The 26,710-nt window shown below is 61.7% G+C and carries 21 protein-coding genes; 13 read left to right on the plus strand and 8 right to left on the minus strand.

From position 1 onward, the window contains the following. Nucleotides 1-3: 3 nt before the first annotated feature. Entirely contained in the window at nucleotides 4-852 is an 849-nt protein-coding gene (tauD, locus tag MJP36_RS00810) for a taurine dioxygenase (protein ID WP_090367509.1), read from the plus strand. Nucleotides 853-979: 127 nt separating this feature from the next. Here the strand turns inward: tauD and mgrA are convergent, their stop codons facing one another. The 4 genes from mgrA to epsC all read right to left on the minus strand — a co-directional run bounded on the left by mgrA (nucleotide 980) and on the right by epsC (nucleotide 6,947). After that, on the minus strand, nucleotides 980-2,017 hold the full coding sequence (gene mgrA, locus MJP36_RS00815) for an L-glyceraldehyde 3-phosphate reductase (protein ID WP_090367510.1): 1,038 nt from the start codon (nucleotides 2,015-2,017) through the stop codon (nucleotides 980-982). A 108-nt stretch (nucleotides 2,018-2,125) separates the two neighbouring features. Continuing rightward, complete coding sequence (locus MJP36_RS00820) at nucleotides 2,126-3,454, minus strand: OprD family outer membrane porin (RefSeq protein ID WP_081087016.1); 1,329 nt, start codon at nucleotides 3,452-3,454, stop codon at nucleotides 2,126-2,128. Nucleotides 3,455-3,643: 189 nt separating this feature from the next. After that, nucleotides 3,644-5,605: a choline transporter BetT gene (betT, locus tag MJP36_RS00825; RefSeq protein WP_162843546.1), complete on the minus strand. Its 1,962-nt coding sequence runs from the start codon at nucleotides 5,603-5,605 to the stop codon at nucleotides 3,644-3,646. 415 nt (nucleotides 5,606-6,020) lie between these two features. Further along, a complete protein-coding gene (gene epsC / locus MJP36_RS00830) occupies nucleotides 6,021-6,947 on the minus strand; it encodes a serine O-acetyltransferase EpsC (RefSeq protein ID WP_060754677.1) in 927 nt (308 codons plus the stop codon). Nucleotides 6,948-7,113: 166 nt separating this feature from the next. On the opposite strand from epsC, the gene MJP36_RS00835 reads away from it, so the two are divergent. From MJP36_RS00835 to MJP36_RS00890, 12 genes are all read left to right on the plus strand, one after another. Beyond that, nucleotides 7,114-8,109: a D-cysteine desulfhydrase gene (locus MJP36_RS00835; protein WP_090367515.1), complete on the plus strand. Its 996-nt coding sequence runs from the start codon at nucleotides 7,114-7,116 to the stop codon at nucleotides 8,107-8,109. A 291-nt stretch (nucleotides 8,110-8,400) separates the two neighbouring features. Continuing rightward, on the plus strand, nucleotides 8,401-9,195 hold the full coding sequence (gene tcyJ, locus MJP36_RS00840) for a cystine ABC transporter substrate-binding protein (RefSeq protein ID WP_104995227.1): 795 nt from the start codon (nucleotides 8,401-8,403) through the stop codon (nucleotides 9,193-9,195). Beyond that, nucleotides 9,195-9,860 carry a cystine ABC transporter permease gene (tcyL, locus tag MJP36_RS00845; RefSeq protein WP_060754680.1) on the plus strand — a complete coding sequence of 222 codons (666 nt, stop codon included), beginning with the start codon at nucleotides 9,195-9,197 and terminating at the stop codon, nucleotides 9,858-9,860. Before tcyJ ends, tcyL begins: the two co-directional genes overlap by 1 nt. Before the next feature lie 3 nt (nucleotides 9,861-9,863). Further along, the gene (tcyN, locus tag MJP36_RS00850) at nucleotides 9,864-10,610 is read left to right on the plus strand and encodes an L-cystine ABC transporter ATP-binding protein TcyN (RefSeq protein WP_244384640.1); all 747 of its coding nucleotides are present in this window, start codon (nucleotides 9,864-9,866) and stop codon (nucleotides 10,608-10,610) included. Between the two features lie 386 nt (nucleotides 10,611-10,996). Continuing rightward, nucleotides 10,997-11,782, plus strand: coding sequence for a hypothetical protein (locus MJP36_RS00855; RefSeq protein ID WP_244384641.1), 786 nt, complete (start codon nucleotides 10,997-10,999; stop codon nucleotides 11,780-11,782). 187 nt (nucleotides 11,783-11,969) lie between these two features. After that, entirely contained in the window at nucleotides 11,970-13,211 is a 1,242-nt protein-coding gene (locus tag MJP36_RS00860) for an SfnB family sulfur acquisition oxidoreductase (RefSeq protein WP_090367525.1), read from the plus strand. 41 nt (nucleotides 13,212-13,252) lie between these two features. Continuing rightward, nucleotides 13,253-14,446, plus strand: coding sequence for an SfnB family sulfur acquisition oxidoreductase (locus tag MJP36_RS00865; RefSeq protein ID WP_244384642.1), 1,194 nt, complete (start codon nucleotides 13,253-13,255; stop codon nucleotides 14,444-14,446). Next, nucleotides 14,446-15,813, plus strand: coding sequence for an LLM class flavin-dependent oxidoreductase (locus MJP36_RS00870; RefSeq protein ID WP_244384643.1), 1,368 nt, complete (start codon nucleotides 14,446-14,448; stop codon nucleotides 15,811-15,813). The genes MJP36_RS00865 and MJP36_RS00870 overlap by 1 nt, the downstream gene beginning before the upstream one ends. 144 nt (nucleotides 15,814-15,957) lie before the next feature. Continuing rightward, entirely contained in the window at nucleotides 15,958-16,767 is an 810-nt protein-coding gene (locus MJP36_RS00875; RefSeq protein ID WP_090367531.1) for a MetQ/NlpA family ABC transporter substrate-binding protein, read from the plus strand. A gap of 2 nt (nucleotides 16,768-16,769) precedes the next feature. Beyond that, nucleotides 16,770-17,885, plus strand: a complete 1,116-nt coding sequence (locus MJP36_RS00880) for a methionine ABC transporter ATP-binding protein (RefSeq protein ID WP_244384644.1) — start codon at nucleotides 16,770-16,772, stop codon at nucleotides 17,883-17,885. Beyond that, nucleotides 17,875-18,519, plus strand: a complete 645-nt coding sequence (locus tag MJP36_RS00885; RefSeq protein ID WP_056858169.1) for a methionine ABC transporter permease — start codon at nucleotides 17,875-17,877, stop codon at nucleotides 18,517-18,519. The genes MJP36_RS00880 and MJP36_RS00885 overlap by 11 nt, the downstream gene beginning before the upstream one ends. Nucleotides 18,520-18,558: 39 nt before the next feature. After that, nucleotides 18,559-19,185: a class I SAM-dependent methyltransferase gene (locus tag MJP36_RS00890; protein WP_244384645.1), complete on the plus strand. Its 627-nt coding sequence runs from the start codon at nucleotides 18,559-18,561 to the stop codon at nucleotides 19,183-19,185. 100 nt (nucleotides 19,186-19,285) lie between these two features. On the opposite strand, the gene MJP36_RS00895 is transcribed toward MJP36_RS00890, so the two are convergent. The 4 genes from MJP36_RS00895 to MJP36_RS00910 are packed head-to-tail and all read right to left on the minus strand — an operon-like array spanning nucleotide 19,286 to nucleotide 26,683. Next, the gene (locus tag MJP36_RS00895) at nucleotides 19,286-21,481 is read right to left on the minus strand and encodes a glycoside hydrolase (protein ID WP_244384646.1); all 2,196 of its coding nucleotides are present in this window, start codon (nucleotides 21,479-21,481) and stop codon (nucleotides 19,286-19,288) included. Nucleotides 21,482-21,483: 2 nt separating this feature from the next. Continuing rightward, entirely contained in the window at nucleotides 21,484-24,537 is a 3,054-nt protein-coding gene (locus MJP36_RS00900; RefSeq protein ID WP_244384647.1) for an efflux RND transporter permease subunit, read from the minus strand. Then, the gene (locus MJP36_RS00905) at nucleotides 24,534-25,604 is read right to left on the minus strand and encodes an efflux RND transporter periplasmic adaptor subunit (protein WP_244384649.1); all 1,071 of its coding nucleotides are present in this window, start codon (nucleotides 25,602-25,604) and stop codon (nucleotides 24,534-24,536) included. Before MJP36_RS00905 ends, MJP36_RS00900 begins: the two co-directional genes overlap by 4 nt. Then, a complete protein-coding gene (locus MJP36_RS00910; RefSeq protein WP_244384650.1) occupies nucleotides 25,601-26,683 on the minus strand; it encodes an efflux RND transporter periplasmic adaptor subunit in 1,083 nt (360 codons plus the stop codon). Before MJP36_RS00910 ends, MJP36_RS00905 begins: the two co-directional genes overlap by 4 nt. Between the last annotated feature and the right edge of the window lie 27 nt (nucleotides 26,684-26,710).

Here is a 26,710-nt window from a genome sequence, read left to right on the forward strand (position 1 = left end):
GTGATGAGAACTGAATTGAGCAGCCTGACCGTTACCCCACTAAGCACTGCCCTGGGCGCACAGATCAGCGGCGTGGATATTACCCAGCCGCTGAGCACCGAACACCGCGATGCCATCGAGCAGGCGTTACTCAGCCACTCGGTGCTGTTCTTCCGTGGCCAGCCGATCACCCCACAGCAACAAGCACGGTTCGCGGCGAACTTTGGCGACCTGCACATTCACCCGATCTACCCCAACGTGCCGGAACAGCCCGAAGTGCTGATCCTCGATACCGCCGTCACCGATGTGCGCGACAACGCCGTCTGGCATACCGACGTGACATTCCTGCCCACCCCGGCACTCGGTGCGGTACTCAGCGCCAAACAGCTGCCGGCGTTTGGCGGCGATACGTTGTGGGCCAGTGGCATTGCCGCCTATGAGGCGCTCTCCGAGCCGCTGAAGCGCTTACTCAACGGCCTGACCGCCACCCACGACTTCACCAAGTCTTTCCCGCTGGAGCGCTTTGGCAACAGCGCCGAAGACCTGCTGCGCTGGGAAGAAACCCGCAAGAAAAACCCGCCACTGTCGCACCCAGTCGTGCGTACGCACCCGGTGAGCGGGCGCAAATCACTGTTTGTCAGCGAAGGGTTCACCACCCGAATCAATGAACTGGAACCGGCGGAAAGCGAGGCGATTCTCAAGCTGCTGTTTGCCCACGCCACACGCCCGGAATTCACCATTCGCTGGCGCTGGCAGGAGAATGACGTGGCGTTCTGGGACAACCGTGTGACGCAGCATTACGCGGTAGACGATTACCGGCCGCAGCGGCGGGTGATGCACCGGGCGACAATCCTGGGCGACGTTCCTTTCTAAAGCCTGACAAAGAACATATGTGGGAGGGGGCTTGCTCCCGATAGCGGTGAATCAGTCAACTTATGCATTGGCTGATCCACCGCCATCGGGAGCAAGCCCCCTCCCACATTGACCCTGTGCTGCCAGGTTATTCAGCAGTGGACGGCTTTTCCCACAGGTTGATCCCGCCTTCCTGCGCAAACCGATCGATCTCCGCCAACTCCTGCGCGCTGAAGCTCAAGTTCTTCAACGCCCCGACGTTTTCGATGATCTGCTCCGGCCGGCTGGCGCCGATCAGCGCACTGGTCACTCGAGGGTCGCGCAAGGTCCAGGCCAGCGCCAATTGCGCCAGGCTCTGGCCGCGGCGCTGGGCGATTTCGTTCAGTGCACGCACATGGGCAATGTTGGTTTCCGACAAGTGTTTGGCTTGCAACGAACCACCCCCCGGGCGGTTGACCCGCGCATCCGCCGGCACGCCGTTGAGGTACTTGTCGGTGAGCAGCCCCTGGGCCAGCGGCGTGAAGGCAATCACACCGGCGCCGAGTTCTTCGGTGGTCTCCAACAGGTCTTTTTCCACCCAGCGGTTGAGCAGGTTGTACGCCGGCTGGTGAATCAGCAACGGCACTTTCCACTCTTTGAGCAGTGCGGCCATTTCGCGGGTTTTCACGCCGGAATACGACGAGATACCGATGTACAACGCCTTGCCTTGTTGCACGGCAGTGGCGAGGGCGCCGGCGGTTTCTTCAAGTGGTGTGTCGGCATCAAAACGGTGGGAATAGAAGATATCCACGTAGTCGACGCCCAGGCGTTGCAGGCTCTGGTCCAGGCTCGCCAGGACGTATTTGCGCGAACCGCCACCCTGGCCATAAGGGCCGGGCCACATGTCCCAGCCGGCCTTGCTGGAGATGATCAGCTCGTCGCGGTAGTGCTTGAAATCTTCACGCAGCAGACGGCCGAAATTGATCTCGGCGCTGCCATAGGGCGGGCCGTAGTTGTTGGCCAGGTCGAAGTGATTGATGCCCAGGTCGAACGCGGTGCGCAGCAGGGCGCGCTGGGTGTCGATCGGGGTGCTGTCGCCAAAGTTGTGCCACAGGCCCAGGGACAGTGCCGGTAGCACCAGCCCACTGCGGCCTACGCGGCGGTACGGGATAGATTCATAGCGGTTTTCGGCAGCAATGTAAGTCATCGAATCCTCTCTTGGACGTAGGCAAATAAGGCCCGGAAATAAGCTTATTCCCAGGCCTTTTAACCAGCTGAATCGCTTAAGTCTGCCTGTCCGTTTTACAGCAATTTCCTACCAGAGGGGAACGACATAGCTGACATAGAAACGGTTTTCATCTTGCACGGTCGCACCGCTGATGTCCGGGCTGGCGTGGGCGTTTTTCCAGGTCACGCCGAGGCCCTTCAGGGTACCGGTGGGGACTTGATACGCCACGGCGACGTTACGTTCCCATTCGCTGGTCGTGCCTTGCGCCGTGCGGATGTCATCACCGTGGGCGTAGGCGGCGGAGAACGTCAGGCCGGTGAGACCGAGTTTGCCGAAGTCATATTTGTACTGCGCCAGCCAAGTGCGCTCGCCGGCGTGCTGGAATTTGTTCAACTGCATGTTGGTGAGTGCCGGGGTGTCGGCGCCTGAGCCTGGGCCCTGGCGGTTGTCACCGCTATTCAGGCCGGAATCCAGGTACGGGAAGTCGCTGTCGCCGCTGTTCTTCTGGATACCCAAGCCGACGGTATGCCCGTCAAGGCTGTAGCTCTCAAGCAAGCTGGCGGTGGTCTGGTTGATGCGCCCTTTGTTCACGCCATCGCCATAGAGACCGCTCGCGGCGTAGTCGTTGTCGCCATCGGCATTGCCGCCCACACCCAGGCTGCGGAACACGCGCACATCGGTATCGATGGCGCCCACCGACAACGCGTCATGGCGCTTGGCACCGAGGAAGAACTGCTGGTAGTAATCCTCCAGGTTGGAGTACCACAGGCTGACCGTGGTGTTCTGGATGCCGGTGTAGTCCGCACCGCCAAACAGGAAGCGATCGCTCTCTTTGGTACCGCCGGCGGTGATCATGCCCTGGTCGCCGGTTTCATTGCGGATCTTGGTCTTGAAGATATCGCCGCCGGTGAAGGTAAAGTCGCTGAGGTCCTTGGACACCAGTTGCACGCCGGTATTGGTCTGCTGGTACAGGCGCCCGTCGGTGTTGGCCAGTATCGGGTTGTTGCCGTAGAGCGTGCCGACGCGCAGTTCATCCTTGGCGAAACGCATCTTGAACGTCGGGCTCAACACGCCGAACTGGTCGGCGGACTTGCCGTTGTCCAGCGGGAACATGCTGCCGGGGTAGCGTCCCTGGTGATCCTTGTCATTGAGGTCGCCACCGGAGTCCAGCTTCAAGCCGTAGAACGCCTGCAGGTCCAGGCCAAAACCCACCGGGCCTTCGGTGTAGCCGGACTTGAAGTTGAACTCGAACCCCTGGCCCCAATCGCGAATGCTGTGGGCCTTGGCATTGCTGTTCACCACATCACGCCCCTGCTGGTTGAGATAGCGGTTGAGCAGGGTCACATCGGCGTGGCTGTCATCGACAAAATCGGCATGGGCGGACAGCATAAAGCTCGCCACGGCGACACCCACCATGGGGCTTAATAACGTCTTCATCGGTACCTGTCTCCGTCACTGTTCTGAAATGAAAGCGTCAAACGCTTCACACAATTACGCAGTGGCGAGATGACAGTTCGGAGTCAAAATGCGGCTTTGACGGATGAAATTAAGTTTAAGAAAGCCCCGTAGAACGGGGCTTTGCGGGGGTTCCTCTGGACTTTCAGGCTAACGCACCAGATGCAAGAACTGCAGGTGTCGCTCGTACTGGTCGAGGATGTCGTTGATGATCTGCTCCTTGGTATAGCCCACCAGGTCGTAGTCCTGGCTGCCTTCGCTCAAGTGCACTTCGGCGCGGTAATAGCGGCGGTTGTTGATCTCTTTCTTGCCCATGCCACCGCGGGCAAACGACGGCGTGAAGTAGCCGCGCATCTGCACCTGGTAAACAAACGGGCGCTCCTCGCCATGACCGATCTCCAGGCTGACGCTGTCATTGGCCGGGTCCGGCTGCGTGACCACGTTCAAGCCCTTCTCGACAAATACCGCCGTCACTTCTTCAATGGCCGGGCGCACGGTGGTGTCGAGGAAGCGGTATACCTCATCTCGTGATGGGAAGTGCACCGCCTGGCTCAAGCGCTGGCGCCAACCACCCCGGCCTTTACGCGCCGCCGACACCGGCGCCAGCGAATGCAACTGGGCGATCTGCTTCTGCGACTCCAGGTAAAAGGCCTTGTGCAGCCCCCACATCATCAGCAGCAGGATCAACGAGAACGGCAACGAGGTCAGCACCACTGCCGATTTGAGCGAGTCGATACTGCCGGCAAACAGCAAGGCACTGGTGACCAGCGCGGTCATCGCGCCCCAGAACACCCGCAGCCATTTCGGCCCGTCTTCATCGGCGCTGCCGCCCTTGGACGACAAGGTCGACAGCACCACGGTGCCGGAGTCGGCCGAGGTCACGAAGAACACGAAGCTGATAAACACCGTGACGGCGATGACGGTTTTGCTCCACGGGTAGGTTTCCAGCAGCAGGTAGAGGCTCATCGAGGGCTCATCAATGGCCGACTGACCGAGCGCCGCCATACCGTGGTTGAGCACTTGATCGATGGCGCTGTTGCCGAAAATCGACATCCACGCCAGGGTGAAACCCAACGGGATCAGCAGCACACCGAACACAAACTCACGAATGGTCCGGCCACGGGAAATCCGTGCGATAAACAGGCCCACGAAGGGCGACCATGCAATCCACCAGGCCCAGTAGAACACCGTCCAACCGCCCAGCCAGTCGCTGGGCTTGTCGTAGGCATACACGTCGAAACTCTTGGTCGGCAACGCGCCGAGGTAGTCACCGACGTTCTGGATCAGCGTATTGAGCAGGTGCTGGGTAGGCCCGGCGAACAACACGAACAGCAGCAGCGCACAGGCCAGCAGCATGTTGATGTCGGACATCACGCGCACGCCCTTGTCCACACCGGCCACGGCCACGATGATCGCCGCGCCCATCATCAGCGTGATCAGGCCGACCTGAATCCACTGGGTGTGAGCGATACCGAACAGGTAGTCCAGGCCCGAGTTGAGGTGCAGCACTCCGAAGCCCATGTCGGCCCCCAGGCCGAACACCGTTGCGATGATGCCGAAGCCATCCACCGCGTAGCCGATGGGGCCGTTGATGCGTTTGCCGATCAGCGGATACAGCGCCGAACGCAACGCCAGCGGCAGGTTATGCCGGTAGGCGAAATACGCCAGGGCCATGCCGACAAAGGCGAACACGCCCCAGCCATGCAGGCCCCAGTGCAGAAACAGGATCTGCATGGCCTGGCGCGCGGCATCGGCGTTCATCGGCGCGCCTTGCGGCGGTTGCACCAGGTGCGTCAAGGGTTCCGACACACAGAAGAAGAACAACGTGATGCTGATGCCGGCGGCGAACAGCATGCCGGCCCAGGACAGGTAGCTGAACTCGGGCTCGTCGTGGTCGGCACCGAGTTTTATCTTGCCGTAGCCCGATAGCGCGGTGACCACCACGAAGACCAGATACAGCGTCATCGCCAGCATGTAGTACCAGCCGACCGTGTTGGCCGCCCAGTTTTGCGCCGCCAGGAGCCAGGCACCGGCCTGTTGCGGGATAGCGATGACAGTGACGCCAAACAAGAGAATGGCGGTTGCGGCAAAGTAGAAAACGGGCGCATTCATGCGCACCAGGCCACTGGATGGGGTGGACGATGCACTCATGAACGATGCACCCCGGCGACACGGGTTGTGGCTGGAAATAACGGACTCAGCAAAGGTAAGCCTCCTGTTGTGAGCGGGCAGCGAACCACCGGTTTTAACTTGAACGAACGTTCAAGTTAAACATGAATCGGCGGTCCGGGACTAATCGCAGGGCTGAGTGGTAGGTAATTCCTACACTATCTCAGGGATCGGTATGACGCTCAGGCGAGACAATTCGTTCAGCGACTGCAGAGTGAATTGGAATGTTATTACCCATGTGGGAGGGGGCTTGCTCCCGATAGCGCTGGGTCAGCCAACACATGCACTGACTACAGACCGCTATCGGGAGCAAGTCGAATCGTCGCACCGCCCCTCCCACATTCAGTCCAAGTGCGGCTTATTTCTGCGAGCCGTCATCATGTTGCAGATTGGCCTGGGTGATGTTCGCCCCGGCCGGCACGTTGCGGGTCAGCCACACATTGCCGCCAATGGTCGAGCCCTTGCCGATGGTGATACGCCCAAGGATCGTCGCCCCGGCATAGATCACCACATCGTCCTCGACGATCGGATGACGCGGATGGCCCTTCTGCAATTGCCCATCCTCATCCGCCGGGAAGCGCTTGGCTCCCAGCGTCACCGCCTGGTAGATGCGCACACGCTCGCCGATGATCGCGGTCTCGCCGATCACCACCCCGGTCCCATGGTCGATAAAGAAACTCGGGCCGATCTGCGCGCCGGGGTGGATATCGATGCCGGTGGCCGAGTGGGCAATCTCGGCGCTGATGCGCGCCAACAGCGGCAGGCCGGCGCGGTACAGATGGTGCGCCAGGCGGTGGTGAATCACCGCCAGGATGCCGGGGTAGCACAGCAGCACTTCGTCCACACTGCGTGCGGCGGGATCGCCGTGGTAAGCGGCCAGCACATCGGTGTCCAACAGGCTGCGCAGGGACGGCAAGGCCAGCGCGAAATCCTGGATCAAGCGGATGGCCAGGGCGTCGACCTGGCTGTCATCCTGGCCGCCTTGGCGCGCGGCATAGCGCAGCTCCAGGCGGGCCTGGGCGAGCAACGCGTTGAGCGCGACGTCCAGGGTATGGCCGACGTAAAAGTCTTCACTTTCCTCACGCAGATCCACCGGCCCCAGGCGCATGGGAAACAGCGCACCGCACAGCGCTTCGAGGATCTGCGCCACGGCGTCGCGGGAAGGTAATTCGCGGCCGCCATGCTCGCCGCTCAGCCGGCCATTGCGGGTGCGCCACTGGTCCCGGGCGCTGCGCAGCTGGCTGACGATGGTCTGCAATTGCCAATGACTGGAACGCTCACTCACGGTATTCACTCCTGACGTAATGGCGCTCACTTTACGGTATGCACCCTGGCCGCCCTTAAGAACCAATGGTGCGATACTAAGAACCATACGGCATAAGCGATTGACGGTTGCCCGTTGAAAAGTGCCTGCCTATAGTCGCCTCATTACTTAGCCACCGTGCGTAGCCATGATCAAACAACAGCTCGACCGCTTTAACCGTCTGGAACTGCTGGGCGGCGCCACTGCCCTGGAAAAACTCGAGCGGCTGTCGGCCTGGCTGGGCAGGGATATCTACGTCAAACGCGACGACACGACACCCCTGGCCATGGGCGGCAACAAGCTGCGCAAGCTTGAATACCTGGCCGCCGATGCCATCGCCCAAGGCGCCGACACCCTGGTGACCGCCGGCGCCATCCAGTCCAACCACGTACGCCAGACCGCCGCTCTCGCCGCCAAACTGGGCCTGGGTTGCGTGGCCTTGCTGGAAAACCCGACCGGTACCGAAGACCCCAACTACCTGGGCAACGGCAACCGGCTATTGCTGGACCTGTTCGACGCCAAAGTCGAATTGGTGGAGAACCTCGACCACGCCGACGAACAGCTCGACGCCCTCGCCGAGCGCTTGCGCAGCAACGGCAAGAAGCCGTACCTGGTGCCCATTGGCGGCTCCAATGCCCTCGGCGCCCTGGGCTATGTACGCGCCGGGCTGGAACTGGCCGCGCAGATTGAAGACAGCGGCCTCCAGTTCGCCGCCGTGGTGCTGGCCTCCGGCAGCGCAGGCACCCACAGCGGCCTGGCCTTGGCGCTGAGTGAAGCCCTGCCGGATTTGCCGGTAGTCGGCGTCACCGTATCGCGCACCGACGAAGCCCAGCGCCCCAAAGTTCAGGGCCTGGCCGAACGCACTGCCGAGTTGCTCGGTGTGAGCCTTCCCGAAGCGTTCAAGGTCATTTTGTGGGACGAATACTTCGGCCCCCGTTATGGCGAACCGAACGCCGGCACCCTTTCAGCGGTCAAGCTATTGGCGAGCCAGGAAGGCTTGCTGCTGGACCCGGTCTACACTGGCAAGGCCATGGCAGGTTTGCTGGACGGCATCGGGCGTCAGCGCTTCGAGGACGGGCCGATCATTTTCCTGCATACCGGTGGGGCGCCGGCGTTGTTCGCCTACGACGCGGTGTTCAACTGAATAAACGCGGACCGAATGTGGGGTAAATGTGGGAGGGGGCTTGCTCCCGATAGCAATCTGTCAGACAGATATGTGCTGACTGACACACTGGTATCGGGAGCAAGCCCCCTCCCACATTTTAAAACAGCCTCATATTCAAAAAAAGAATATCAAATTAAATTTATATTATTTTCAAGTCTTAAAAACAGACTTTATAGTCGCGCCGCAGGCGAAGACGCGCACTGCGCTTTAAGGCACGATACGCCTACTGCGTCACCTGCTTCGCTCAACATAAAAACACAGGGGCTCTTCATGACTATTTCCGTATTGCGTCGCACGTTGCTGGTTGGCACTTTGGGTCTGGCGCTGGGCGCCGGTTGGATGGGCCAGGCGGTTGCCGGCGAGCAGTTGAACACCATCAAGAAAGCGGGCGAGATCAAGATCGGCCTGGAAGGCACCTACCCGCCGTTCAGCTTTGTCGATGAAAGCGGCAAGCTCAGCGGCTTCGAAGTCGAGCTGTCCGAAGCGCTGGCCAAGGAGCTGGGCGTCAAGGTCAAGCTGCAAGCCACCCCATGGGACGGTATCCTCGCCGCCCTGGAATCCAAGCGCCTTGACGCTGTGGTCAACCAAGTGACCATCTCCGAAGAGCGCAAGAAGAAGTACGACTTCTCCAAGCCCTACACCGTCTCCGGTATCCAGGCGCTGACCCTGAAGAAAAATGTCGACACCATCAAGAGCGCCGACGACCTGGCCGGCAAGAAAGTCGGTGTGGGCCTGGGCACCAACTACGAGCAATGGCTCAAGGACAACCAACCCAAAGCCATCATCAAGACCTACAACGATGATCCGACCAAGTTCCAGGACCTGCGCATCGGCCGTACCGATGCCATCCTGATCGACCGTCTGGCCGCCCTGGAATACGCCAAGAAAGCCACGGACACCGCCGCTGCCGGTCCTGCTTTCTCCCGCCAGGAAGCCGGTATCGCCCTGCGCAAAGGTGAGCCTGAATTGCTCGACGCCGTGAACAAGGCCCTCGACAAGCTGCGCGCTGACGGCACCTTGAAGAAGCTGTCCGAGAAGTACTTCAACGCTGACGTCACCGAATAATGGAAGCAGGTTTCCAACTCGCGCTGGACTCCGCGCCCTTTCTGCTCAAGGGCGCGTACTACACGGTGATTCTCAGCCTCGGCGGGATGTTTTTCGGCTTGCTGCTGGGCTTCGGCCTGGCCTTGATGCGCCTGTCGCGCTTCAAGCTGTTGAGCTGGACCGCCCGGGTCTATGTCTCGTTCTTTCGCGGCACGCCCTTGCTGGTGCAACTGTTCCTGATCTACTACGGCTTGCCGCAAGTGGGCATCGAACTGGACCCGATCCCGGCGGCACTGATCGGCTTTTCGCTGAACATGGCCGCGTATGCCTGTGAAATCCTGCGTGCCGCCATCGCCTCCATCGAGCGCGGCCAATGGGAAGCGGCCGCCAGTATCGGCATGACACGTGCACAGACCCTGCGCCGGGCCATCCTGCCGCAGGCCATGCGCACGGCGCTGCCGCCGTTGGGCAACAGTTTTATTTCGCTGGTCAAGGACACGGCGCTGGCCGCCACCATCCAGGTGCCCGAGCTGTTTCGCCAGGCACAACTGGTGTCGGCGCGCACCTTCGAAATTTTCACCATGTACCTGTCCGCAGCCCTGATCTACTGGATACTGGCAAGCATCCTGGCGCATTTTCAAAATCGCCTGGAAGACCGGGTCAACCGGCATGACCTGGAGTCTTGAAGCATGATCGTGGTTGAAAAACTGACCAAACAATTCAACGGTCAGGTGGTGCTCAACGGCATCGACCTTGAGGTCAAGGAAGGCGAAGTCGTCGCCATCATCGGCCCCAGCGGTTCCGGCAAGACCACCCTCCTGCGCTGCCTGAACTTCCTCGAAGAACCCACCAGCGGCCGCATCAAGGTCGGTGATATCGAGATCGACGGCAGCAAGCCGCTCAACCAGCAACAGGGCCTGGTGCGACGTTTGCGCCAGCACGTAGGTTTTGTGTTCCAGAACTTCAACCTGTTCCCCCACCGCACGGCGCTGGAAAACGTCATCGAAGGACCGATTGTGGTCAAGAAGATGCCACGCGAAGCGGCGATCGAGTTGGGTCGCAAGCTATTGGCCAGGGTTGGCCTGGCGGGCAAGGAAGCGTCGTACCCCAGGCGTTTGTCCGGTGGCCAGCAACAGCGCGTGGCGATTGCCCGTGCGCTGGCCATGGAGCCGGAGGTGATCCTGTTCGATGAACCCACCTCGGCCCTCGACCCGGAACTGGTGGGCGAAGTACTGGCGACTATCCGCAGCCTCGCCGAAGAAAACCGCACCATGGTGATCGTCACCCACGAAATGAGTTTTGCCCGGGACGTGGCCAATCGAGTGATCTTCTTCGACAAGGGCGTGATCGTGGAACAAGGTGAGGCCAAAGCGCTGTTTGCCAACCCCAAGGAAGAACGCACCAAACAGTTCCTGAGCAAGTTTCTCGCCCACTGACACTGCACACCTGTAGTGAGGGGGCTTGCCCCCCGCTGGAGTGCGCAGCGCTCCCAAAAATTTGGGGCCGCTACGCACTCCAGCGCGGGGCAAGCCCGCTCACTACAGGTCAGCGGAGCCTACAAAGGCGGCTCGCATACAACGGCAAAACACCCCGCCGTCCGCCTCTTAAAATCCCTCCCCCGGTCAGCCCTTTCTGAATCTGCTCCAACCCGCCGTTTAGCCCTGTGCCGCCATTGACGCCTCCTGGCCAACCCTCTTATCTAGCGCCCAGAGGATTGGATCCTATCCCGGCTATTCACTGAATCGTTCCTTTCGGCACCCTGCGCGCAACCGCGCGATCGGTGCTGGAACGATTGCTGCTGGCTGCATCAAGGAGATTACTTATGACGCGCACTGCAACCCCGGCCATGCTCACCGCTCCGACCCTGCCCCAGGCGCAACGGCATGGCATCAACGCCCTCGCCGCCGCCCAATTGCAGGTGGACATCGCGCCCTACCCCGGGATGGAGGAAGGCGACCTGATCGAATTGTTCTGGAACAACTGCTTTACCACCTCACGGCGCATCACCGCCTGCAAGGTGGGTACGCCAACCCACCTGCGTGTTCCGGAAAGCTTTGTGCTGGATGGCCAGGCCCAGGTTCATTACCAAGTCATGCAAGTCGGCTACGGCCCGGCACGCTCTGCGATCACCCATGTACGGGTCAAGACCAACTACCCGGGCGGCCTGCCTTCGGCGCTGTTCAGCGACGAGAACCAAAACCTCGCCCCCGTCGGGCTGCCCGATACCATCCGCCGCTACGGCGTCAACCCAAGCCAGGTCCGGCGTGGCATCCCACTGACCATCGAGCCTTACCTGAACATGGCCTGCGGCGACGCCATTACCCTGCGCTGGGGCGACGTACGGATGGACCTGCCGAAAATCCAGGCCAAAGGCATTGGCCTGGCGGTGCAAGTCTGGGTGCCTTCAACCGTGATTGTCGAAGCGGGTGATGACAGCCGACTGGAGGTGACCTACTGCATTCTCGATCGCGTCGGCAATAATTCACGCTGGGCCCCGAGCCGCACCTTGAACATTGCCGCCTGTGCCGCACCGGCGCCGGCCCGCCCGGCCAGGGCTGCGACGATCTATCAACCGCGTCACCCCGGCTCACCCTGCGAGCCTGGGTGACAGCCCTTCTATGCATATTCCTAAAAGTTAGTTTATTTAAAAAATAAAGGCGCTTAGGGTATATGCACCGGACCACCGGACATCTCTGATTTTTCTGTTTTTATTTCATTGAATGCGAGGTCGGTATGGTCAGAATTACCCCGGTGCATAACGCCAGGGCATTACGTGCAGCCAAGGAGCGGCGCTGATGTCTAATTTGGCTCTAACACCCCTCCAGAGTGATCTGGACGTAGCCCCACTGTTGTTGCCGGCCACCGTGCTGCGCAGCGACGCCCAGGCGCTGGAGGCAGCCCACGAGTTGGCCGAGGCCGCACGCCTGCAGGCCGCCAAGCGCGACCGGCAGCGCCAGTTGCCATGGGCGCAGATCGAACAGTTCACCCGCAGTGGGCTGGGCAGTATTTCCATTCCCCGCGAATACGGCGGCCCGCAGGTGTCATTCGTGACCCTGGCCGAGGTGTTCGCGATCATCAGCGCGGCGGACCCGGCCCTCGGGCAGATCCCGCAAAACCACTTCGGCATCCTGTATCTGTTGCAGGGCACCGCCACCGAGCGCCAGAAGAAGCAGCTGTTCCAAAGCGTGCTCGACGGCTGGCGCATCGGTAATGGCGGCCCGGAACGTGGCACCCGAAACACCCTGGAACTCAAGGCGCGCATCACCGCCGAGGGCGAGGGTTACGTCATCAGCGGCCAAAAGTTCTATTCCACCGGCGCATTGTTTGCCCATTGGGTCGCGATCAAAGCCCTGAACGAAGACGGCAAACAGGTCATGGCATTCGTGCGCCGTGGCACCGAAGGGCTGCGTATCGTTGATGATTGGTCGGGCTTCGGCCAACGCACCACCGCCAGCGGCACGGTGCTGCTGGACCGGGTGCCGGTGGACGCAGAGCTGGTGGTCGACAACTGGCGCATCGGCGAGAAGCCGAATATCCAGGGTGCGGTTTCACAGTTGATCCAGGCCGCCATCGACGCCGGCATTGCCCGGGGTGCACTCGACGACACCCTGGCTTTTGTGCGCGAACGCTCACGCCCGTGGATCGATGCCAAGGTCGAGCGTGCCAGCGATGACCTGTACGTGATTGCCGATATCGGCAAGCTGAAAATCGAACTGCACGCCGCCGAAGCGCTGCTGCGCAAGGCCGGCAAGGTGCTGGATGAAGTGAGTGCCGCGCCGATCACCGCGCAATCGGCCGCCCGGGCTTCGATTGCCGTGGCCGAGGCGAAAGTGCTGACCACCGAAGTGTCGCTGCTGGTCAGCGAAAAACTCTTCGAACTGGCCGGCAGCCGCGCCACCCTCGCCGAATTCAACCTCGATCGCCACTGGCGCAATGCCCGGGTGCACACCCTGCATGACCCGGTGCGCTGGAAATATCACGCGATCGGCGCCTATCGATTGAACGGCACCTTGCCTGCTCGTCACTCCTGGATTTGACCGACCAGAACACTTTTTCCACGAGCTTCTGGAGAACACACATGACTGTCTCTACAAACGTCGCGGTTATCACCAGCGATGAACAAGCCCTTATTGTCGCCAGCGACCTGGCCGACGACTTTCGCCGCGACAGCGCTCAGCGCGACCGTGAACGCCGCCTGCCCTTGCCCGAACTGGACGTGTTTTCCCGCTCCGGCCTGTGGGGCATCAGCGTACCCAAGGCCTACGGCGGCGCAGGCGTGTCCAACGTCACCCTGGCCAAGGTCATCGCGCTGATAGCCCAGGCGGACGCGTCACTGGGCCAGATTCCGCAGAACCATTTCTATGCGCTGGAAGTGCTGCGGGTGAACGGCAGCCCGGCCCAGCAAAAACGCCTGTACGCCGAGGTGCTGGCCGGCCAGCGGTTTGGCAACGCCTTGGCGGAATTGGGCACCAAGACCGCGCATGACCGCGTAACGAGCCTTACCCGCGACGGTGAAGGCTTTCGCATCAACGGACGCAAGTTCTACTCGACCGGCGCGATCTACGCCCAGCGCATTCCCACCTCGGTAGTGGATGAACACGGCGTCCAGCAACTGGCATTTGTCCCCCGCGACAGCGAAGGCCTGAGTGTAATTGATGACTGGAGCGGCTTCGGCCAGCGCACCACCGGCAGCGGTTCGGTGGTATTCGATAACGTGTGGGTCGCGGCGCAAGATGTGGTCGCGTTCCAGAGCGCCTTCGAACGCCCGACCACCGTCGGCCCGCTCGCGCAGATCCTGCATGCGGCCATCGACACCGGCATCGCCCGCGCCGCCTTCGAAGATGCATTGCACTTTGTGCGCACCAAGACCCGGCCGTGGATCGACTCCGGCAACGACAAGGCCAGCGAAGACCCGCTGACCCTGAAAAGCTTCGGCCACCTGAGCACCCGCCTGCACGCCGCCGAGGCACTGCTGGAGCGCTCGGGCGAATTTCTCGACCGCGCCCAGGCCGACAGCAATGCCCAGAGCGTTGCCGCCGCCTCCATCGCCGTCGCCGAAGTGCGGGCCTTGAGCACCGAGATTTCCCTGGCCGCCGGCAGCACGCTGTTCGAACTGGCCGGCAGCCAGGCCACACTGGCCGAGCATGGCCTCGACCGGCACTGGCGCAACGCCCGCGTGCACACCCTGCACGACCCGGTGCGCTGGAAGTATCACGCGGTGGGCAATTACTACCTCAATGATGAAAACCCGCCATTGCGGGGGACGATCTGATGCCCGCGCCTGAAACAGTGAAAAAGAAAATCCTGCTCAATGCCTTCAACATGAACTGCATCGGGCATATCAACCACGGCCTGTGGACGCATCCACGGGACACCTCGACGCAGTACAAAACCCTCGAGTACTGGACCGAACTGGCCAAGACCCTGGAACGCGGCCTGTTCGACGGTTTGTTCATCGCCGACATCGTCGGCGTGTACGACGTCTACCAGAACTCCATCGATGTGCCGCTCAAAGAGTCGATTCAGCTACCGGTCAACGACCCTTTGTTGCTGGTGTCGGCCATGGCCGCCGTGACGAACCATCTCGGCTTCGGCCTGACGGCTAACCTGACCTACGAACCGCCGTACCTGTTCGCCCGACGCATGTCCACCCTCGACCACCTGAGCCGGGGCCGGGTGGGCTGGAACATCGTCACCGGCTACCTCGACAGTGCCGCCAAGGCCATGGGCCTCACCGAGCAGGCCGAGCATGACCGGCGCTACGACCAGGCCGACGAATACCTGGAGGTGCTCTACAAGCTCTGGGAAGGCAGTTGGGAAGATGACGCCGTGCTTAACGATCCGCAGGCGCGGGTGTATGCGCAGCCGGGCAAGGTGCACAAGGTCGAGCACCACGGCGAGTTTTATCAGGTCGAGGGTTATCACTTGTGCGAACCCTCGCCGCAGCGCACGCCGGTGCTGTTCCAGGCCGGCAGCTCCGAACGTGGTTTGCTGTTCGCCGGGCGGCACGCCGAGTGTGTGTTCATCAGCGGGCAGAACAAGCCGGCGACCAAGGCCCAGGTGGACAAGGTGCGCGCCAGCGCGGTCGAGGCCGGGCGCAACGCGGATGACATCAAGGTTTTCATGGGCCTCAACGTGATCGTTGGCGCCACCGAAGCGCAGGCCTGGGCCAAGCACGCCGAATACCTGAGCTACGCCAGCGCGGAAGCCGGCGTGGCGCATTTCTCGGCGTCCACCGCGATTGATTTTGCCCAATACGAACTGGACGAACCGATCCAGTACGTGAAGAGCAACGCCATCCAGTCGGCGACCAAGAACCTGCAGAACAACGATTGGACCCGGCGCAGATTACTGGAGCAACACGCCCTGGGTGGCCGCTACATCACCCTGGTCGGCTCGCCGGAACAGGTCGCTGATGAGCTGGAATCCTGGATCAGCGAAACCGGGCTGGATGGCTTCAACCTGACGCGGATTGTGACGCCGGAAAGCTATGTGGATTTCATTGATCTGGTGGTGCCGGAGTTGCAAAGGCGTGGGTCCTACAAAACCGCGTACGAGGCTGGAACGCTAAGAGAAAAGGTCTTCCACGGCACGCCACGCTTACCCGAACAACACACAGGATCCACCTACCGACGTTGATCAGAAATGTGGGAGGGGGCTTGCCCCCGATAGCGGTGTGTCAGCCACCAGATTTATCAACCGAGCGACCGCAATCGGGAGCAAGCCCACTCCCACACTGAGTCTCCATGGTTTGCACCCATACCTTATGACTGGAAACATCTTATGAAAAAAACACTGCTCACCCACCCAGTCAAAGCACTGGCCCTGGCCTTCGGCCTGTTCAGCGCGACGGTGTTCGCCGCCGATGCACCGCTGAAAATCGGCACCACCGCCGCCTTCGCGATTCCCCTGGAGGCCGCCGTGGCCGAAGCCGGCAAGCAGGGGCTGAAAGTCGAACTGGTCGAATTCACCGATTGGATCGCGCCCAACGTCAGCCTGGCTGCCGGTGATATCGACGTGAATTACTTCCAGCACATCCCGTTCCTGGAAAATGCCAAGGCCGCCGCCGGATTTGACCTGGTGCCCTATGCGCCGGGCATCATCAACAACGTCGGCCTGTACTCGAAAAAGTACAAACGCTTCGATGACCTGCCCCAGGGTGCCAGCGTGGCCATCGCCAACGACCCGATCAACAGCGGGCGGGGCCTGCAGCTGCTGGCCAAGGCCGGGTTGATCACCCTCAAGCCGGGCGTGGGCTACAAGGCCACCGAAGAAGACATCATCGCCAACCCGAAAAAGATCAAGATCCTGCAAGTGGAAGCCGTGCAACTGGTGCGCGCCTATGACGACGCCGATCTGGTGCAGGGTTACCCGGCGTATATCCGCCTGTCCAAGACCTTCGATGCCGAATCGGCCTTGCTGTTCGACGGCCTCGACCACCCGGAATACGTGATCCAGTTTGTGATCCAGCCGAAAAGCAAAACCGATCCGCGGGTGATCAAATTCGTCGATATCTACCAACATTCGCCGGTCGTGCGCGCCGCCCTGGATAAATCCCTCGGCAAGCTCTACCAAGTCGGCTGGGAAGGCTGAAGATGACCGCCGCCTACCGCCAGCTGCGCGACCTGGGCACACCGCCCAGGGATGCCAGCCAGACCATACTGCACCCCGACCTGAACCGCGCCCATGTGCGTTTTATCAACTTGGGCAAAACCTATGACGGCAGCGTGCATGCCCTGCAAGGTATCGACCTGGCCATACAGCGCGGCGAAGTGTTCGGCATCATCGGCCGCAGCGGCGCCGGTAAATCTTCGTTGATCCGCACCATCAACCGCCTGGAGCAACCCAGCAGCGGGCGCGTGCTGATCGATCAGGTGGACATCGGCGGGTACGACGAGGACCACCTGGTGGCGCTGCGTCGGCGCATCGGCATGATCTTCCAGCACTTCAATTTGATGTCGGCCAAGACCGTCTGGCAGAACGTCGAGTTGCCGCTCAAGGTGGCCGGCATCCCCAAGCCGCAGCGTGAGCAAAAGGTCCGCGAGCTGCTGGAACTGGTGGGCCTCAAGGACAAACACCACAGCTACCCGGCGCAACTGTCCGGAGGGCAAAAACAGCGCGTGGGCATCGCCCGTTCATTGGTGCACGACCCCGAGATTCTGCTGTGCGACGAAGCCACCTCGGCCCTCGACCCGGAGACCACCCAATCGATTCTCGGCCTGCTGCGCGAGATCAACCAGCGCCTGGGCCTGACCATTGTGTTGATCACCCATGAGATGGCGGTGATCCGCGAGATCTGCGACCGCGTGGTCGTGCTGGAACACGGGCGCATCGTCGAACAAGGCCCGGTGTGGCAAGTGTTCGGCAACCCGCAGCACGAGGTCAGCAAAACCCTGTTGGCGCCGCTGCAACACGGGCTGCCGCAAGAACTGCAGGATCGTTTGCAGGCCACCCAGACCTCGGCTGATGCTGCACTGGTGTTGCGCTTGCAGTTCACCGGCAGCGCCCACGATGAACCCGACCTGGCCGCGCTGTTTGGCGCTCTCGGCGGGCGTGTGCGCTTGCTGCAAGGCGGCGTGGAACGTATTCAAGGGCATGCCCTGGGGCAACTGCTGCTGGCGGTGAGTGGCTCGCCCCACAACGCTGCGGAGCTGCGCCAGCGTGCCGGGAATTGGGCGCAACAGGTGGAGGTGCTGGGTTATGTGGTTTGATCGTTTGTTGCAGGGCGCCATCGACACCTTGTTGATGGTGGGAGTGTCATCGTTGATCGCCTTGCTGGTGGGGATTCCGCTGGCGGTATTCCTGGTCACCAGCGACAAGGGCGGAATCTATCAGGCACCGGCGTTGAACCGCGTGCTGGGCGCGTTCGTCAATCTGTTCCGCTCTATTCCGTTCTTGATTCTGATGGTGGCGTTGATCCCGTTCACCCGGCTGATTGTCGGCACCACCTATGGCGTGTGGGCGGCCGTGGTGCCACTGACCATCGCCGCCACGCCGTTCTTTGCGCGCATCGCCGAGGTGAGCCTGCGCGAGGTCGACCACGGCTTGATCGAGGCCGCCCAGGCCATGGGCTGCCGGCGCTGGCACATCATCTGGCACGTGCTGTTGCCCGAGGCACTGCCAGGGATTGTCGGCGGGTTTACCATCACCCTGGTGACCATGATCAACTCGTCGGCCATGGCCGGGGCAATTGGCGCGGGAGGCTTGGGGGATATTGCGTACCGCTATGGCTATCAGCGTTTTGACACGCAGATCATGCTGACGGTGATCGTGTTGCTGGTGGTGCTGGTGGCAGTGATTCAATTGGGTGGAGATCGCTTGGCGCGGGTACTCAACAAACGGTGAGGTATAGTCGGCGTATCCCAGCATTCGGTATTGCCTGTCATGATCCTCAAGCCCGACGACCTCGACCAGATCACCTCCACCACACTCGGCCACTACAACAAGGTGGCCGAAGACTTCCGCGAAGGCACCCGCGATCACGATGTCAGCCAGAACATCGATGCCTTGCTGCGGCATCTCCAGGGCACAGCGCCGTTTACCGTGCTGGATTTCGGCTGCGGGCCGGGGCGGGATCTGCAGACCTTCACGCGCTTGGGCCATATCGCCGTGGGGCTCGATGGCTCCAAGCGGTTTGCGCAGATGGCGCGGCAAGACAGCGGCTGTGAGGTATTGCAGCAGGACTTCCTCAAGCTGGATCTGCCCGCCGAACGCTTCGATGGGATCTTTGCCAATGCCGTGCTGTTCCATATTCCCAAGCAGGAACTACCCCGTGTGCTCAAGCAACTGCATGCCGCGCTGAAGCCAGCGGGCGTGCTGTTCAGCTCCAACCCTCGGGGTGAAAACCAGGAGGGCTGGAATGGGCCACGGTATGGGTCTTATCACGACCTGGAGGCATGGCGAGCGTTGCTGACGGCGGCGGGCTTTGTGGAGCTGGAGCATTACTACCGGCCGACGGGGTTGCCTCGGGAGCAGCAGCCTTGGTTGGCGAGTGTGTGGCGCAAGCGATAGATTTTTGTTGCCGGATCTGACGCTATCGGGAGCAAGCCCCCTCCCACATTTAGATTTGTGAACACAGCCAAGTGTGGGAGGGGGCTTGCTCCCGATGGCCTCACAGGCGGCCCTGATCCACCTGATACACCACCGGTTTTTCGCCCGCCACCAGCGCCGTCACACTGCGCCCCGCATACCCGTCCTTTTCCTCGGCGGCAAAGTTGGCCACCAACCGTGTCCCATCCGCAAAGGTGGTCTGCTGCACCTGCCGGTCCGCCGTCAGCCAACGGAAATCCGTCAGGGCCTGAGTCGCCAGGCGCTGATGCAATGGCCGAAAAAACCGATCCTGACGCACCATCACCGGCAACCGCTGTTTAACCGTCGAGGCGCTCAGGTGATACAGCGGCGGCACGTTGTAGAGCAGTTGGGTGAGCTCGTTCTCAGCCCTGACATTGCTCAGTTTCAGGCTGTCGAACAGCCAGTGATGGGTGGTGATCACCGAGCCGTGGAATACCGCCTGATACAACGGCAGGCGCATGCTCGGCGCGAAATATACGGTGCGCAACGGCTCGTTGAGCGGCACCGGCTTGAAGAACACGGTCGGTTCTTCCGGCGGATACCAGTTGCCCACGTAATAGGGCGACTGTTTGTCCTGGGTCATCTGGCGGTCCCCCCAACCGATCACCGGCGTCTGCATGCCGTGGGCGAACAGGATCCCCTGTGCGGTAATGGCATTGCCGTCTTCGGAGCCGGCAGGCAGTTTGAGCACCGTGTTGAGCCAGCGCGAGGCGTCGATATTGCCTTCGGCATTTTGCGCCTGGGTCATCGTGGCGCCATCGCGGTAGCTGTCGAAGACCATGCTGGTGGCATAGGCGTCGAGGAACCAGGCATTGAACCCGGCCTTGGCCTGGATGGCCTTCACTCGGGCTTCCAGCAAAGGCCGTACGCAGCGCGGGTCGGTGTAATGGCCGGATTGCTGGAAGCCGGTTTTCAGTTTGCCGCTTTTCAACACAATCGCGCAGTCGCGGTAGGCCTTGTTGCCCAAATGGGCGGTGGTCCAGTCCGGGTTTTCCGTGGCTGACAAGGCGGTTTCATAGGAGTCGTACGGCGCCATCAGGTAACCGGCGTCGACGCCGGCACGCATCGTTTCAGGATGCCAGAGCCCGCCTTCCCAACCTTCGCCGAGGGTCAGCAACACGCGTTGCAGCCCGGCGTCGCGCAGCGTCCGGACCGTCTGGTTGCCCCAGGTTTCGGGGTGGTCGCGCAAGGCGCCGGCAAACGCCACGGCCAGCTCGTTGCGCAGCTCACCATAGCGGGCGGCGAGTCGGGTCATATCGGGTGCATCCACCTGCCAGCTCTGCCGGGCTTTTCTGTTGATTGCCGCATTGAGGCCGCGCAACAGCACGGTTTGCTCATAGCGATTCAATGCCGTGGGTCGCGCCAGCACCTGGGTGGATTCCTTGTCCAACAAACCCTTGAGTTCATGAGCGCGCAGGCGCTTGAGCAACAGCGGCCAGTCGCGCACATCCTGCGCGGCCAACAGGTCGTTGCCCCACAGGTAGACATGGCTGGCACCCAGCAGCTTTTGCGCCTCGGGCGTGTGCCGCAGTTTGTCCGCCAACGGCTCATAGCGCCCCTGCTCCACCAGCCATTGGCGGTAGCGCTTGGCACCGGCCAGGGGGTCGGCGTCGCCCAGGTGCAATAACAGGGTCATCGGTGCCGAGGGCTCGAGCGCAGTGAATTCATGGGCCAGGGACAATGTCATGCCCTGCTGCCATTGCAGGCGGTTGTTATAGGGGTTGGTCAGCAGCCAGTTCAAGGTGAAGCCGCCGTGATCCGTGCCCCACAGCGGCAAGCTCAAGTCCTGGGTGGTATTGATCTCACCCTGTTGCAGCAGGAAAGCGCTCCATACGCGATCAGCGGCGGGTACGTAGTGCCCTTCAGCCAATGGCCACATCAAGCCCTTGCCGAGGGCACTGGCCGGTTGTTGAAGGATCGGCAAGGTACCGGCGTCAAGTGCCCGGATGGTCAGCGTCAGGTCGCGTTGCTCGAGCGTGGCGCTCACCTGAAAGGCGCCCGCATCCCACTGCCAACTGGCTTGCTGGCCATTGTGTGAAAGTTGACTGACGGCATGGGCGGCCACGCCGCTGGAGGCCTGCACCGGCGGCTGACCGCTGGGTGTGACGCGGATGGCCAGGGTGGCCGGGTCGAGTTCGACCCGCCACAGGGAATTTTCCAATACCGTGCCGGCAAAGGCGACGGGGGCCAACAACAGGGTGCACATCAACAACACGTGGCGCAGGGCATGACTCATGTTCAGTTCTGTTCTGGTTTGGGCTCCCGGATCTTGTACCAAGCCACATACAGCGCAGGCAAAAACAAAAGTGTTAACAATGTTGCGATGATGATCCCGCCGATCATCGCGTAGGCCATCGGCCCCCAGAACACTTCACGCGCAATCGGGATCATGCCCAGGCTCGCCGCTGCTGCCGTGAGCAAGATAGGCCGGCGCCGATGTTCGGTGGCTTCCACCACCGCATCCCAGGGCGTATAGCCCGCCAGTTCATACTCGTCGATCTGGGTCACCAGAATCACCGAGTTGCGGATGATGATGCCGATCAGCGCCAGGATCCCCAGGATCGCCACGAACCCCATGGGCGTACCCGTAGGAATCAACGCCAGCACCACGCCGATCAACCCCAGCGGCGCGACACTGGCCACCAGGAACATCTTCTGCACGCTGTGCAACTGGATCATCAGGAAGGTCGCCATCAGGAACAGCATCAGCGGCACCACCTTGGCGATCGGGCCTTGGGCCTTGCCGCTTTCTTCCACGGTGCCGCCGGTGGCGACCTTGTAGCCCACCGTCAACCCGGCGCTGAATTTCTCGATGGTCGGCGCCAGCTGTTTGACCAGGTCGGTGGGTTGTATCTCATCGCGCACCGAAGCCTTGACGGTAATGGTCGGTTTGCGGTCGCGGCGCCATACCAACGGCTGCTCCAGCTCATAGCGCACGGTGGCGAACGCCAGCAGCGGAATCGAGGTGCCGTTGGGTGTGACGATCTGCAGGTTCTGCAGGGTTTCCGGCGTGCCACGCTCGGCATCTTCGGCGCGGCCGACCACGTTGATCAGGTAGATATCATCGTGCACCTGGGTCACCGAGGCACCGCTGACCACGCTGTTCATCAACTGCGCCACGTCTTCCGACGACAGCCCGAGTTGCCGTGCCTTATCCTGGGCGATGTCCACGCGCAACACTTTGCCCGGCTCGTTCCAGTCGTAGATGATCTCGCCCAGGTGGCTGTTCTGGTCGAGCAAAGTGGCCAGTTCGATAGCGTGCTTGCGCACCTGGTCGGTGTCTTTGCCGGATACGCGATACTGAATCGGCCGCCCTACCGGCGGGCCCATTTCCAGCGGCTGCACATAGCTGCCGATGCCGACGAAGTCATCGCGCAGACGCTTTTGCAGGCGCGCAATCAAGGCGCCGCGCTCTTCCAGGCCTTTGCTCACGATCACCAGCTGCGCGTAGTAGGGGTTTTCCAGTTGCTGGTCGAGGGGCAGGTAGAAACGAATCGCGCCCTGGCCGATATAGGTGCTCCAGCGTTGGATGTCCGGGTCATCCTTGATGATCGCTTCAAGGCGGTCGACGGCCTTGCGGGTCTCATTGATCGAGGCGTTCTGCGGCAGATTGAGGTCGACGAGAATTTCCGGGCGGTCCGACGACGGAAAGAACTGGTTCTGCACAAACTGCATCGAGAACACCGACGCCACGAACAGCCCCACCGTGATACCGATCGCCCACCAGCGGTTGCGCATGGCCCACAACATGCCGCCATTGAAAGCGCGGCCGATCCGTCCTGGCTCGGCGTTGTGCGGCTTCACGTTGGCGCTGAGGATATGCACGCCGATCACCGGTGCAAACAGCACCGCCACCACCCACGACACCAGCATCGCCACGGCAATTACCGCGAACAGGGTAAAGGTGTACTCGCCCGCCGAACTGGCGTTGAGGCCAATCGGTACAAAGCCTGCGACGGTCACCAGCGTGCCCGTGAGCATCGGGAACGCGGTGGAGGTGTAGGCGTAGGTGGCCGCCTGCTCCTTGGTTTCACCTTTTTCCAGACGCGTGATCATCATTTCCACGGTGATCATCGCATCGTCCACCAACAGCCCGAGCGCGATGATCAAGGCACCCAACGACACCCGTTGCATGGTGATACCGCTGTATTCCATGAACACGAACACCAGCGCCAGCACCAACGGGATCGAGCACGCCACCACCAGCCCGGCGCGCATGCCGAGGCTGATAAAGCTCACCACCAGGACGATGACCACCGCCTCGAACAGCGCACTGGTGAAACCGCCCACGGCCTCCTCCACCACTTCGGCCTGATCGGAGACCTTGTGTACGCCGACGCCCACCGGCAGGTCGGCAGTCAGCTCATCCATGCGCTCATGCAGCGCCTTGCCGAAGGACTGAATATTGCCGCCCTTCTGCATGGCAATCGCCAAGCCGATGGCCGGCTTGCCATTGAACCGGAACATCGGCCGCGCCGGGTCGACGTAGCCACGGCTGATGTCGGCGATGTCCGCCAGGCGATAGAAGCGATCATTGAGCCGCAGGTTGACGTTGGCCAGATCCTTTTCCGAGGCGAACTGCCCCGAGGTGCGCACGGAAATCCGCTCCGGCCCGGCTTCGATCACCCCGGCTGGCGTCACCGCGTTCTGTGATTGCAGGCTTTGTACCACTTGGCGTTGGTCGATACCCAGCGCCGCGAGTTTGCGCGTGGAGAAGTTCAGGTAAATCACTTCGTCCTGCTGGCCGATCATCTCGACCTTGCCCAGGCCCGGCACCGAACGAATCTCGGCACGCACCTGTTCGACGTAGTCGCGCAACTGGCGCATCGACAGGCCGTCGCCGGTAAAGGCATACACCGAACCGAATACATCGCCGAACTCATCGTTGAACGATGGGCCTTGCAACCCCTGGGGGAAGGTGCCGCGAATGTCGTCGATCTTCTTGCGCACCTGATACCAGATATCGGGGATGGCATTGGCGCTGGTGGTGTCCTTGAGGAACACGAACACCGTGGATTCACCCGGGCGCGTGTAGCTTTTCACGTAGTCGAGGGAGTCGAGTTCTTCGAGCTTCTTCTCAATGCGGTCGGTGACCTGCTTGAGCGTTTCTTCCTGGGTCGCCCCCGGCCAACGGGTCTGGATCACCATGGTTTTGATGGTGAACGAGGGGTCTTCCTCGCGGCCCAGGTTCATGTACGAGAACACGCCCATCAGCAGTGCGACGAACATCAGGTACCAGACGAAGGACTGATGCTTGAGGGCCCAGTCGGATAAGTTGAAGCTCCCTTTCATCGCGGGCTGTCCTCATCGATTTTGACTTTCTGCCCGGGTTTCAGGCTGTTCACGCCAGCGGTGACAATGCGTTCGCCGGGTTTGACCCCGCCATTGAGCAAGGCGTTGTCGGCGTCACGGCTGAGCACCGTGACGTCACGCGGCTGCACCGTCTGGCTCTGGGTGTCGAGCAGCCAGAGGCGGGTCTTGCCGTCGACCTCCTGCAAGGCACTCAGCGGCACTTCGATACGCGGCGCAATGGCGGTGCTCAGGGTCACGCTGATTGCCGTACCGAGGCGAAACGCGGGCGGGGTCTCGGCCAATGTCAGGCGCGCACGCCGGGTGCGCGTGGCGCTTTGGGCCTGAGGTTCGATCTCACGCACAGTGGCGATGGTCTGTACGCTGGGGTCAAGCTGCCCGGCAACCACAAACACCCCATCGGCGGGCAGCCGCTCGGCAAGGCCGGCAGGCAGATCGATCACCGCTTCCTTGATATCCGGACGGGCCAGGGTCACCACTTGCTGGCCGGCACTCACCACCTGGCCGGCTTCGGCATTCCAGGCAGTGACAATACCGGCATGGTCGGTGCGCAGCTCAGCGTAGTTGAGCTGATCCTTGGCCTGGTTGACCGACGCCCGCGCCTGGTCGAGGGACGCCTGGGTGGTTTTCAGGTCGGTCTGGGCCGCATCGAGCTGGGCCTGGGCGCCCACCCCACGGTTGAACAACTCTTGCTGGCGACGTGCGTTGGCCTGGGCGTTGATGAACTGCGCCTGCACCCGAGCCAGGTCACCCTGGGCCGCACGCAGTTGGTTTTGTTGATCGGTGGGGTCGAGCACGGCAAGCAGAGCGCCCTGCTCCACCTCGGCGCCCACATCCACCGCGCGCCGTGCGATACGCCCGGGCACACGGAACCCCAGGTTGCTCTCATAGCGAGCCTGGATGGTGCCGGCAAAGCGGCCGAGGTTTTCCTGGTCCTCGGCCTTCACCTGCATGGACAACACCGGGCGAACAGGCTCGGGCGGCGCCTCTTCCTTGGAGCAAGCCGCCAGCAACAGGCTGGCGGCGAGTAATGCCGTCAGGCGCTTCATGGCTGGGCTCCTTGCTGGGCGATCTCGACCAGCATGCCGGGATGCAGCAATTGCCCACCGGCTACCACGACTTTTTCGCCGCCTTTGAGGCCGTCGCCGATGATCACTTTGCCGGTGAGGTAACGCGCCACGCTGACTTTGTGCAGTTGCGCCTTGCCGTCAGCGTCGATCAGCCAAACAGCAGGCTCGTTGAGGTCTTTGGTCAACGCCGACCACGGCAATTCGATGCTGGCCTTGGCCGGGCCATTGGCGGTGGCGCTCACCACCGAACCCAACTCCATGCCCTTGGGCAGGTTCTGCAGGGCAATCTTGACCTGCACGGTGCCGGTATTCGCGGCCACGGCCGGGGTCACTTCACGCACCTTGCCCACGGCCTTGATGCTGGGGTTATCCAACAGGCTGACGGTGATCGGAGCCTCCGGCGGCGGTTCCACCAGCAGGGATTCGTAAACGTTGAACACCGCGTCGCGCTCGCCGTCCCGGGCCAGGCTGAAGATCGGTACGGTGGCCTGTACCACTTGGCCGACTTCGGCCTGGCGCGCGGTGATCACGCCAGGGGCGTCGGCGACCAACGCGGTGTAGCCGAGTTGGTCGCGGGCATTGGCCAATTGAGCCTGGGCCGCGGTCAGCGCGCTTTGGCTGCTGCGCAGCGCGGCCTGGGCGGCGTCGTATTCACTGCGGCTGGTATAGCCCTTGGGCAGCAGCTTTTCCTGACGCACAAAGGCGGCGGCCGTCTGCTTGACCCGGGCCTGCTCCGCCACGACCTGGGCCTGGGCGGAGTCGACGTTGGTCTGCAAGTCCTTGGGGTCGAGCTTGGCCAGCACTTGCCTGGCGCTCACGCGGTCACCCACATCCACCATCCGCTGGATGATCTTGCCCCCCACGCGAAAGGACAGGTCGGTTTGCACCCGGGCCTGGATATCGCCGGTGAGCGTGACGGCTGCGGCAAAATCCGCCGGCTGCACGGTCTGCACGAAGACCCTGGAATGTTGCTTGGGTTCGGCCTTTTCCTCGCCGCAGCCGCTTAATAGCGTCAGTAGGCCCAAGCCGATGATACAGGTGGAAATACGACCGCCCATGCAGGCTCCTTTTGCGTGATGCCGACT

Source organism: Pseudomonas palleroniana (genome assembly GCF_022836895.1).
Taxonomy (GTDB): Bacteria; Pseudomonadota; Gammaproteobacteria; order Pseudomonadales; family Pseudomonadaceae; genus Aquipseudomonas; species Aquipseudomonas palleroniana.

Coding starts and splice junctions, on each gene's coding strand:
- tauD (WP_090367509.1), top strand. CDS start 4: ATGAGAACTGAATTGAGCAGCCTGACCGTTACCCCACTAAGCACTGCC.
- mgrA (WP_090367510.1), bottom strand. CDS start 2,017: ATGACTTACATTGCTGCCGAAAACCGCTATGAATCTATCCCGTACCGC.
- MJP36_RS00820 (WP_081087016.1), bottom strand. CDS start 3,454: ATGGTGGGTGTCGCCGTGGCGAGCTTTATGCTGTCCGCCCATGCCGAT.
- betT (WP_162843546.1), bottom strand. CDS start 5,605: ATGAATGCGCCCGTTTTCTACTTTGCCGCAACCGCCATTCTCTTGTTT.
- MJP36_RS00835 (WP_090367515.1), top strand. CDS start 7,114: ATGATCAAACAACAGCTCGACCGCTTTAACCGTCTGGAACTGCTGGGC.
- tcyJ (WP_104995227.1), top strand. CDS start 8,401: ATGACTATTTCCGTATTGCGTCGCACGTTGCTGGTTGGCACTTTGGGT.
- tcyL (WP_060754680.1), top strand. CDS start 9,195: ATGGAAGCAGGTTTCCAACTCGCGCTGGACTCCGCGCCCTTTCTGCTC.
- tcyN (WP_244384640.1), top strand. CDS start 9,864: ATGATCGTGGTTGAAAAACTGACCAAACAATTCAACGGTCAGGTGGTG.
- MJP36_RS00855 (WP_244384641.1), top strand. CDS start 10,997: ATGACGCGCACTGCAACCCCGGCCATGCTCACCGCTCCGACCCTGCCC.
- MJP36_RS00860 (WP_090367525.1), top strand. CDS start 11,970: ATGTCTAATTTGGCTCTAACACCCCTCCAGAGTGATCTGGACGTAGCC.
- MJP36_RS00865 (WP_244384642.1), top strand. CDS start 13,253: ATGACTGTCTCTACAAACGTCGCGGTTATCACCAGCGATGAACAAGCC.
- MJP36_RS00870 (WP_244384643.1), top strand. CDS start 14,446: ATGCCCGCGCCTGAAACAGTGAAAAAGAAAATCCTGCTCAATGCCTTC.
- MJP36_RS00875 (WP_090367531.1), top strand. CDS start 15,958: ATGAAAAAAACACTGCTCACCCACCCAGTCAAAGCACTGGCCCTGGCC.
- MJP36_RS00880 (WP_244384644.1), top strand. CDS start 16,770: ATGACCGCCGCCTACCGCCAGCTGCGCGACCTGGGCACACCGCCCAGG.
- MJP36_RS00885 (WP_056858169.1), top strand. CDS start 17,875: ATGTGGTTTGATCGTTTGTTGCAGGGCGCCATCGACACCTTGTTGATG.
- MJP36_RS00890 (WP_244384645.1), top strand. CDS start 18,559: ATGATCCTCAAGCCCGACGACCTCGACCAGATCACCTCCACCACACTC.
- MJP36_RS00895 (WP_244384646.1), bottom strand. CDS start 21,481: ATGAGTCATGCCCTGCGCCACGTGTTGTTGATGTGCACCCTGTTGTTG.
- MJP36_RS00900 (WP_244384647.1), bottom strand. CDS start 24,537: ATGAAAGGGAGCTTCAACTTATCCGACTGGGCCCTCAAGCATCAGTCC.
- MJP36_RS00905 (WP_244384649.1), bottom strand. CDS start 25,604: ATGAAGCGCCTGACGGCATTACTCGCCGCCAGCCTGTTGCTGGCGGCT.
- MJP36_RS00910 (WP_244384650.1), bottom strand. CDS start 26,683: ATGGGCGGTCGTATTTCCACCTGTATCATCGGCTTGGGCCTACTGACG.